The organism is Saccharothrix coeruleofusca, assembly GCF_014648515.1.
GTDB lineage: Bacteria > Actinomycetota > Actinomycetes > Mycobacteriales > Pseudonocardiaceae > Actinosynnema > Actinosynnema coeruleofuscum.
In genome coordinates this window covers 69,472-76,980 of record NZ_BMRG01000026.1, presented here as the reverse complement: position 1 = coordinate 76,980, position 7,509 = coordinate 69,472, and the positions used below count along the sequence as shown (strand labels likewise).

Sequence of the window (7,509 nt, the reverse complement as noted above, 5' to 3'; positions counted from 1 at the left end):
CGATGGTACTGCACTCGTGAGGGTGTGGGAGAGTAGGACGCCGCCGAACATTCTTTCCCTGTGGGGCACCCGGTTTTTCCGGGTGCCCCACAGGGCTTTTCGCGTTCCTGAGCTGCTTCGGGGTCGCGCAACGACTAGCGTTTGCTCATGCACGACGAGCAGGTCGATCCCCGAGCGCAGCGCAGGTCCGGTGGCCACAGCACCACTCCCGTCCCGGCCGACCTGGCCACCAGCCCGTTCCGCGTCGACCGCGATCGGGTCGCGAGTTCACCCTTCTTCGCCCGTCTCGCGGGCGTGACCCAGGTCGTCAGCTCCACCGGCTCGGGCCTGCTGGTGCACAACCGCCTCACCCACAGCCTCAAGGTCGCGCAGGCGGCTCGCGCCATCGCCGAGCGGCTGTCGGCCCGCCCGGAGCTGGTCAGCGTGCTGGACAAGCTCGGCGGCTGCGACCCGGACGTCGTGGAAGCCGCCGCCTTGGCGCACGACCTGGGGCACCCGCCGTTCGGTCACCTCGGTGAGCAGGTGCTGGACCGGCTCGCGCGGCACCGGTTCGGGCTCTCCGACGGGTTCGAGGGCAATGCCCAGTCGTTCCGCATCATCACCACGACGGACGTGCGCGGCCCCGCGGCGCTGGGCCTGGACCTGACCGTCGCGGTCCGCGCGGCCACGTTGAAGTACCCGTGGACGCGGCTGGCCTTTCCCACTCCGCACCCGAGGGACCTCGCCGCACCGCCGCGAGGCGCTGCCGAGCCGCCGGACGCCCCTGGGACCGGGTCGAGCAAGTTCTCCGCCTACGTGACCGAACTGCCGGACGTGCTCGGTGCCCGCGAGTTCTTCGCGGGCAGGCTCGAACCCTGGCAGCAGACTGTGGAAGCGTCGGTGATGGACACCGCCGACGACATCGCCTACGCCATCCACGACTTGGAGGACTTCCACCGCGTGGGTGTGCTCCAGCACGCCACGGTCTCCGCCGAGCTGGGCACCTGGCTCGACCAGGCGCTGGAGCTGGCGTCCCTGGACGCCGCCGATCTGCGCGCTCAGGAGCGCCGCCCCGGTCGGTCGTTGGAGATGCTGCGCCGCAGGCTGCACGCCAAGGACTCCTGGGCGGTGGACGACGAGGCGTTCGCCGCGGCGGTGGCCAAGGTGCGGGCCGAGCTGGTCGACGGCTTGCTGGCGGTGCCGTTCGACGGCTCGGTGGAGGCCGAGCAGGCGGTCGCCGGGTTCTCCTCGCGCTGGACCCGCAGGCTGGTCGACGCGGTCGGCGTGATCGAGGAGCCCTCCACGCGCTCCGGTCACGTCGTGCTCGCGCCGCGGCAGTGGCACGAGGTCCAGGTGCTCAAGTTCGTGCACCGGAGGTTCGTCCTGCTGCGCCCCGACCTGGCGCTGCACCAGCGCGGGCAGGCCCGGCTGCTCACCGCGCTGGTCGAGGCGCTGGAGCAGTGGGTGACCGACCGGCACGAGGCGAACCGGTTGCCGCGCAGGTTGCACGACCTGGTGGAGCTGGCGGGCGACGAGTACGCCGAGCTGGCCCGCACGGAGCCGTCCGCGCTGGTGGGGGCCACCGGTGACGTGCCGTCGGGGCCGGACGCGGTGCGGGCGCTGGCGCGGGGGCGCGCGGTGGTCGACTTCATCGCCTCGCTGACCGACAACCAGGCCGCGGCGCTGCTGGAGGCGCTGTCGGGACGAACCGGTCAACTGTGGACGGACGCCTTCGTTCTGTGAATGTGATCGTGAAGGTCGTTCGCGAAGTAGGCCGAACGGATGCAGACGGTACTTGTCCATGCGCAATAAGTTGACGCTCGATCGGAGACATCCGATCGTTGGCCGCGTGCGTCGGGGGCACGCTTGAAGTGGGGGAGACGCCTGTGCGCTCACCGAACCGCCGTATTCGAAGAAACGCGCTGATCGCCGCGGGAACCGCGGCACTGACGCTCTTCGCCACGACCACGCCCGCCACCGCGGACCCGACCAGGGCCACGAAGGGCGTCGAGGACAAGACCGCGGCCCAGATCGCCGCGTTGCAGGACATCAAGAAGTCCCTCTCCGCCGCCGAGACCAAAGTGGACAGCGCTCTGATCGTCGAGCAGCGACGACGCGCCGACGTGAGCACCCGGAACAAGCTTCCCTCCCTCCAGACCGGGGTGGAGGTCCAAAGCGGAGACACCGTGCTGGTGGACATCCGCGCGCACAAGGTCACCGACGACCTGGTCAACGCCGTCCGCGGGGCGGGCGGCGGCATCCGGTCGGTCTCCGCGGAGGGGCGCACCGTCCGCGCCCAGCTCCCGCTCGCCGCCGTCGGCCCGCTGGCCGAGCGCGGCGACGTGCGCCGCGTCGAGACCGCCGTGGAGGCCAAGACGTTCCACCAGGCCGACCGCAACGCCAAGGCCAAGGAGTCCGAGGCCGAGGAAGCCACCAAGGAGGCCAAGGCCAAGGACATCGAGGCCCGCACCCAGCGGGCGATCGCCTCGGTGCAGGCCGCGAAGACCGGCGAGGGCGACCGCGCCCACGCCGCGGACACCGCGCGCGACCAGTTCCACGTCACCGGAACCGGCGTGAAGCTGTGCGCGCTGTCCGACGGCGTCGACTCGCTGGAGCTGTCGCAGGCTTCCGGCGAGCTGCCCGCCGTCGACGTCGTGCCCGGCCAGGAGGGCAGCGGCGACGAGGGCACCGCGATGCTGGAGATCCTGCACGACATCGCGCCCAACGCCAGCCTGGGCTTCGCCACCGCCTTCAACGGCGACGCCAGCTTCGCCGACAACATCAAGGCCCTGCGCTTCCGGCTGGGCTGCGACGTGATCGTGGACGACGTGCTCTACTTCAACGAGTCGCCGTTCCAGGACGGCGTCATCGCGCAGGCGGTGGACGCGGTCGCGGCCGACGGGGCGCTGTTCTTCTCCTCGGCGGGCAACGAGGGCAACGTCGCCGACGGCACCTCCGGCCACTGGGAGGGCCAGTTCGTCGACTCCGGCGTGGGCGTCGGCAAGTTCGCGGGCACCGCCCACGACTTCAACCCCGACCCCAACGCCAAGCAGGTGTTCAACCCGCTGTCGGCGGCTTCCACCAACGTCCCGGTGACGCTGTTCTGGTCCGACCCGCTGACCCGGTCGTTCAACGACTACGACCTGTACCTGGTCAACTCGTCGGGCAACGTCGTGACGTCCAGCCAGAACGTCCAGGACGGCACGCAGGACCCGTACGAGCGGATCAACACCCCGGCCAGCGGCTCGGGCCTGCGCCTTGCCGTGGTGAAGTTCCGCGGTGAGGACAAGTACCTGGCGCTGTCGGCCCTCGGCGGCCGGTTCAAGGACTCCTCCGACGGCCTGAAGGGCTTCGCCACGCCAGGGGTCACCCGCGGCCACTCCGCGGCCAACGGCGCGATCAGCGTCGCGGCCGCGCCTGCGGCCACGCCGCTGCCGTTCGACCTGGAGGCGGGCGACCCGGCCAACCCGCGCGGTCCGTTCCCCAACGCCTTCGACGGCGCGCAGAAGCCCGAGCGGTTCACCTCCGACGGTCCGCGCCGGGTGTTCTTCGCGCCCGACGGCACGCCGCGCGAGGAGGTCCGGCAGAAGCCGGACATCACCGCCGCCGACGGCGTGCAGACCAGCGTGTCCGGCTTCAACCCGTTCTTCGGCACCTCGGCGGCCGCGCCGAACGCCGCGGCGATCGCCGGGCTGATCCTGTCGGGCAACCCCGGCCTGTCCACCACCGAGGTCAAGCAGGCGCTGACCGCCACGGCGATCGACATCGCCGAGGCGGGCGCGGACAACCGGACCGGCGCGGGCGTGGTGCGCGCCGACCTGGCGCTGGCCTACACCGGTGCCAGCCCGCAGCCGCTGGCCAAGGCGCAGGCGCCGAGCGTGCGCAACGACGCCGACGGCAGCGCCTACCTCAAGCCGGGCACCACCTCGACGATCACCCTGCCGGTGCTCAACAGCGGTGACGGCATGGCCGCGTCGACCAGCGTCGTGCTCACCTCGCCCACCGCGGGTGTGACGATCGCGCCGCGCTCGCGCTACTACGGCAACATCGAGGTCGGCCAGAGCGTGGTCAACACGTTCAAGGTGACCGTGCCCGCCGCGCAGGCGATCGGCACGTCGGTGAAGCTGGAGGCCAGGGTCAGCTACGCGGGCGCGACCTCGCCGACGGCGACGTCGTTCCAGCTGACGGTGGGCGAGCCGTCGCGGGAGGTCAAGCACTTCGCCTACGCGGGCCCGGTCGTGGCCATCCCGGACAACGACCCCACCGGCGTGTCGGTGCAGCTCCCGGTCAGCGGGATCGGCCGGGCGTCGCAGCTGTCGCTGTCCGTCGACGGCGCGACCTGCACCACCGCCGACGGGGCCACCACCGTCGGCATCGACCACACCTTCGTCGGTGACCTGGTCGGCACGCTGACCTCGCCCTCGGGCGCCACGGCGACGCTGTTCCAGCGCTCCGGCGGCACCGGCGGCAACCTGTGCCAGGTGGTCTTCACCGACACCGCCACCGCCGCGTTCTCGTCGGTGACCAGCAACCTGGCTCCGTTCACGGGCAGCTGGAAGCCCGCCACCCCGCTCAGCGCGCTGCTGGCGGAGCCCGCCGACGGCACGTGGACGTTCAAGGTGGTCGACGTCGCGGCGTCCGACCGCGGTTCGGTGCGCTCGGTGACGCTGCACGCCGCCGGCTACGTGTGATCCTGTCCTGAGACCGCAGCGGCCCCCGAGGGGATTCCCCCGGGGGCCGCTGCGCGTTGTCGCGGGGTTCTTACTTCGGCCACTCCCAGCGGATGCCGAACACGCCGGGGCCGAAGCCGAGCGCGACCGCGTGCACGCCGCCGGAGCTGTCCAGCGCGAGGTTGCGCCGCCGCGACGGGGTGTCGTCACCGGCGGGCACGCTGAACTGCTGGCAGCGCGAGGGCAGGTACGACGGGTCGAAGCGGACCTCGATCACGTACTCGCGCACCGGCAGCCGGAACTTGCGGGCGAAGGTGTTGTTGCCCGCCGGGTAGTGGCCCTCGGCGAACTGCAGCTCGTACTCCATGATGATGGTCTCGCCCCTGGCCAGCGGCCGGTCGAACATCATCTCGGCGACCATGATGTTGGCGTCGGTGTCCTCGGCGACCCGGCCGAGGTGGCAGTTGCGCAGGTTCGTCACCTGCGGCAGCACGTCGGACTCGGTCTCGTAGACCAGCGCCCACCGGTCCGGGCCGTCCTGCTCCGCGCGCAGGATCTGGCGCACCCAGGCCGAGCGCTGGCCGCCGTCGGCGGCGATCTCGATGCGGTCGTGCTGGCTGATCCGGCCCAGCTTGACGTCGGAGGAGGTGTCGACCTTGGTCAGCAGGTTGGCGACCCGCTCGCGCCGCGCCCACAGCGCGTCGATCGGCATCATCGTGGTGGGCCGGGACCGCCTGCCGCGCGGGCGCGGTGGGCCCAGCAGGGCGGACAGGCCCGCCTGCGGCACGCCGAGCACCGTCTCCAGGTGGCGCAGCGCCTCCAGCGACTCCGGCCGCTCCGGGCGTCGGCGGCCGGACTGCCAGTAGCTGAGGGTGGCGACGCTGATCGTGACCCCGCGCAGCGCCAGCCGGTGCTGGATGCGGTCCAGGCTCAACCTGCTCGCTTTGATGGCGGCTCTCAGCGCCTCGGGGAAGGGCCCCGTGGTCAGGAGCTGCGCAAGACTGCCGTGGCCCGTCGAGTCGAGGTCGTCGACGGACAGGTTGGGTCGACCGGCAGCGTTGGTCATTGTGACTCCCCGCTGTCATGAGATCACGCCCCAGTGACCCTACCCGCCAACGCAGTGCGGTGGTGCCTTCCGGGTGGAGTCAATCATTGGGCCATACGGGCTACGAGTTCACTGGCGCGGCACTCGTCTGTCAAGTGGTGATCACAGTTGTTTCACCCATTGTGAACCCGTCGGTAACATCGCGCACCCGGCTCGTGGGCGACGCTTACCACACCGCGCCGGGGACTCGTCCGACGGTGTGATGGCGGGCGGTGAGGCGCACACCCCGGCCGTTGGCGCGGTGATCGGTTGGCCCTACTGTGTGCCCGGTGACCACCGCCCAGGACCTCGCCCCGGAGGACCCGCTCGTGGCAGTGGCGGTCGCCGTGCTCGGCGCCGGCCGCTACGAGGTGGTCGACCTGCTCGACGCGGTGCGCCACGTGGGCACGCGGGTGGACGTGGTGCGGGCGGGTGACGACCTGCTGCCCCGGCTGGCCCACGAGAACGCGCTGTCCCAGGCGTTGCGGCTGGCCAGGGACATCCTGCGGCCGGGCGGGCTGCTCGTGGCCGCGGTGCCCGAGCTGGACAAGCTGCGCAGCCTGCGGCCCACCGCGCCGCCGCCGAGGGTGACCGGGCGCGGCAAGGACCGGCAGGTGACCGTGCAGCTGTGGGACTGGGCGCCGGACGGCGAGTCCTACGCGCTGGAAGTCGTCCAGCTGGTGCGCGGCGAGAGCACCTGGGAGGTGGCGAACACGGTGTTGACCCGGCACCGCGTGCTCTCCCCGGAGCAGATCGCCGACGAGCTCGCGGCCGCGGGCTTCGGGCACGTGCAACGCCTGGCGCCGGTGGAGAGCGGTCACCCGCTGCCGATCTGGATCGCGGTCGCACCGGGATGAGCCGGGTCCGCCCGGTGGCGGGCGGTGGTCGCGCGGTCGAGGTGGAACCGGAACGCCTGGCGGGCTGGTTCGCCCGGTTCAGTGACCGCCATTCCGGTGCGGTTTCCACCTCTGTCACGGCTCACCGCATCGTGGTGACCGCCGCCGACGGCGCCACGGCTTCGGTGTCGGCCGCCTTCGGCGGGTTCTCGCCGGTGGGCGAGCACGAGGGCCTGGTCGTCGAACCGCTGGTCGACAACGCGAGCGCGTCGCGCCGGATCGGTCTGCTGCTGGTCCGGCTGGGCGGGCACAGCGTGGGCGTCGCGGTGGACGGCGAAGTCGTGGTCTCGGCCACCGACAGCCGCCAGGTGCACGGGCGCAACAAGGCGGGCGGGTGGTCGCAGCAGCGCTTCGCCCGCCGTCGCGAAGGGCAGGCGCGGGTGGCCCTGCGGGCAGCGGCCGACGACGCGGCGCGCGTGCTGGCCCCGCGCGTGGGCGAGTTGGACGCGGTGGTGCTCGGCGGCGACCGGCAGGCGCTGGACGCGCTGCGCGCCGACCGGCGACTGGCCGAGGTCTTCACGCTGGCCTCCCCGCGCGTGCTGGACGTGGCCGAACCCCGGCGCGCGGTGCTGGACGAGGCGGCCCGGCGGGCCCGCGCGGTCGAGGTCGTCGTGCGCGGCTGAGCAGGCCGTTGAAGCGGCTGCTGGAGAAGTCCGAAATTCGTGACAACCCCCGGCGACCCCCACCGCATGGATACGGGTGAGGGCGTCACCGGAGAGCGGTGGCGCGCAGAACCGAGGAGCTGATGTGCGCAAACGACTCGTGCTGGCGGCGGGTGCCGTAGTGATCGGCGGGCTGGCGGTGGCGGTGCCCGCGCTGGCCAGCGGCCAGGGAGGCGAGACGCGGCCGGTGCCCACGACGGTGGAGCCGATCGCGACGA

Annotated in this window: 5 protein-coding genes; 4 read left to right on the top strand and 1 reads right to left on the bottom strand. The window is 72.1% G+C overall.

Going from position 1 to position 7,509, the window contains the following annotated elements; all coding sequences use genetic code 11:
- The first annotated feature begins 147 nt into the window (after positions 1-147).
- Together IEZ00_RS33990 and IEZ00_RS33985 are read left to right on the top strand one after the other, a co-directional pair.
- Positions 148-1,722: a deoxyguanosinetriphosphate triphosphohydrolase family protein gene (locus IEZ00_RS33990; RefSeq protein WP_189227487.1), complete on the top strand. Its 1,575-nt coding sequence runs from the start codon at positions 148-150 to the stop codon at positions 1,720-1,722.
- Positions 1,723-1,865: 143 nt separating this feature from the next.
- On the top strand, positions 1,866-4,670 hold the full coding sequence (locus IEZ00_RS33985) for a S8 family serine peptidase (protein ID WP_189227486.1): 2,805 nt from the start codon (positions 1,866-1,868) through the stop codon (positions 4,668-4,670).
- A gap of 70 nt (positions 4,671-4,740) precedes the next feature.
- Here IEZ00_RS33985 and IEZ00_RS33980 read toward each other — a convergent pair whose 3' ends face one another.
- Positions 4,741-5,715, bottom strand: a complete 975-nt coding sequence (locus tag IEZ00_RS33980; protein WP_189227485.1) for a helix-turn-helix domain-containing protein — start codon at positions 5,713-5,715, stop codon at positions 4,741-4,743.
- A 308-nt stretch (positions 5,716-6,023) separates the two neighbouring features.
- Between IEZ00_RS33980 and IEZ00_RS33975 the strand changes: the two genes are divergently transcribed.
- Entirely contained in the window at positions 6,024-6,590 is a 567-nt protein-coding gene (locus IEZ00_RS33975) for a hypothetical protein (RefSeq protein WP_189227484.1), read from the top strand.
- Positions 6,587-7,252, top strand: coding sequence for an acVLRF1 family peptidyl-tRNA hydrolase (locus IEZ00_RS33970; protein WP_189227483.1), 666 nt, complete (start codon positions 6,587-6,589; stop codon positions 7,250-7,252). The genes IEZ00_RS33975 and IEZ00_RS33970 overlap by 4 nt, the downstream gene beginning before the upstream one ends.
- Positions 7,253-7,509: the final 257 nt, after the last annotated feature.